The following is a 397-nucleotide window of genomic DNA, read 5'->3' on the forward strand; positions in this document are numbered from 1 at the left end:
CCAACCCGTAAGGGAGGGAGCTGTCGAAGGTGGGACTGGCGATTGGGACGAAGTCGTAACAAGGTAGCCGTACCGGAAGGTGCGGCTGGATCACCTCCTTTCTAAGGAGCACAGTACCGATTGCAGGCAAATGTTCTGCACGGTCAGCTCATGGGTGGAACGTTGATTATTTGGCACGGTTTCCAGAACATCCTGTAAGTACTGCTTCGGCGTGGAAAACAGTGATAGTCGAGGGGATCGTGCCTGGCACGTTGTTGGGTATCTGAGGGTACGGCCGTAAGGTCGATATCTTCGCGATGCCGGCCCCAGTGAACCTGGTCCTTAGGGATGAGGGTGATGGGTGGCTGGTCGTTGCTTGAGAACTACACAGTGGACGCGAGCATCTGTGGCCAAGTTT

Annotated in this window: 1 rRNA gene; it reads left to right on the top strand. The window is 55.4% G+C overall.

Going from position 1 to position 397, the window contains the following annotated elements:
- A 16S ribosomal RNA gene (locus tag ACEPPI_RS40745) occupies positions 1 to 101 on the top strand; the annotation flags it as partial.
- Between the last annotated feature and the right edge of the window lie 296 nt (positions 102 to 397).

It is taken from the genome of Streptomyces sp. AB3(2024) (assembly GCF_041862025.1).
Taxonomy (GTDB): Bacteria; Actinomycetota; Actinomycetes; order Streptomycetales; family Streptomycetaceae; genus Streptomyces.